Annotated in this window: 1 protein-coding gene and 1 pseudogene; both read left to right on the plus strand. The window is 55.5% G+C overall.

The genetic code is table 11. The features are described from left to right. Positions 1-216 (plus strand): annotated as a pseudogene (locus EN925_RS40345) (chromosome partitioning protein ParB); the annotation flags it as partial. After that, entirely contained in the window at positions 213-1,103 is an 891-nt protein-coding gene (locus EN925_RS36565; RefSeq protein ID WP_127388418.1) for a plasmid partitioning protein RepB C-terminal domain-containing protein, read from the plus strand. The pseudogene EN925_RS40345 and the gene EN925_RS36565, both read left to right, overlap by 4 nt. Positions 1,104-1,219 lie beyond the last annotated feature (116 nt).

Raw genomic sequence — 1,219 nt, forward strand, 5'->3', positions numbered from 1 at the left:
GCGTCAGCGTTGATCAAGGCTTTCAAAGCGGACACGGACAGGAAACGCATTCTGGTCCGGAAAGCGGATGCGACGCGAAACCGCCTGCTGTTTGTAACACACGCCTTGCGGCAGCTGTTGGCAGAAGATGCATTCCAGGACCTTCTTGCGGCGGAAGGACTGAACACCCTTCCACGAAACCTGGCGGCCAGGATCAGCAGGGTTGAGCCCGCATGACCATAGAGCATCCTACCCTTCCGGACGTAAAATCCGCTTTTGAGCGTGATACAATCCGCCTTCGGCTTGAAGACATCCAGCCGCTTCACCTGATCACCGAAAGCACCAAGGGAACCCAAAAATACCAACAGGTCAGGTCGTCCGTTCGCGAGATCGGACTGGTGGAACTGCCCGTAGTCGCAAGGGACAAGGACACGCCTGGAAAGTACCTCTCGGTCGACGGACACATGCGCATTGAGATCTTGCGGGAGATGGGCATCACTGAGGTTGATTGTTTGATCGCCAACGATGACGAGGCGTTCACCTACAACAAACGGGTAAGCCGGCTCGCGACGATCCAGGAACACTTCATGATCCTGAAGGCCATCGACAGCGGCGTCCCCGAAGAGACCATCGCGAGAACCCTAAATGTCAACATCGGCCAAATCAGGCTCAAAAAGCATCTGCTAAAAGGGATATGCCCGGAAGCGATCGACATGCTCAAGGACCGCTTCGTTCCGACCAACACGTTTATCGAACTGCGAAAGCTGGCAGCCGTGCGTCAGATCGAGGCGGCGCAACTGATGATCGCCATGAACAAGTTCTCCATCAACTACGCAAAGTCGCTGGTCGGCGCGACCGCGCCCTCACAGCTTGCCAATACGTCGCAGCCGAAAAAGCTAGCCGGACTGAGCGATGCTCAGATCGCATTGATGGAGAACGAATCAACCAAACTCGATAAGGAATACCAGCTTGTCGAGGAGAGCTACGGATCCGACCACCTGGATCTGGTGGTGGCCAGGGGGTATGTCGGCCGGTTGCTGGAGAACGCGCGTGTCGTTCGATATCTCGCGCAGAATTTCCCGGAGATTCTCTCGGAATTTCAGAAGATGGCCGTTGCTGGCTGAACCACCTGTCTAGCTAGTCTCTGCGAAGAGGCATTCCCGCCGATACGGTCGGCAATCGGCCGATGAGCACTCCTTGCCGCTTATTTGCGAAAAAAGATTTTGATAGCCACCTTAAC

Origin of the sequence: Mesorhizobium sp. M7A.F.Ca.US.006.04.2.1 (assembly GCF_004022915.1) — a bacterium.
Taxonomy (GTDB): domain Bacteria; phylum Pseudomonadota; class Alphaproteobacteria; order Rhizobiales; family Rhizobiaceae; genus Mesorhizobium; species Mesorhizobium ciceri.

Coding starts and splice junctions, on each gene's coding strand:
- EN925_RS36565 (WP_127388418.1), top strand. CDS start 213: ATGACCATAGAGCATCCTACCCTTCCGGACGTAAAATCCGCTTTTGAG.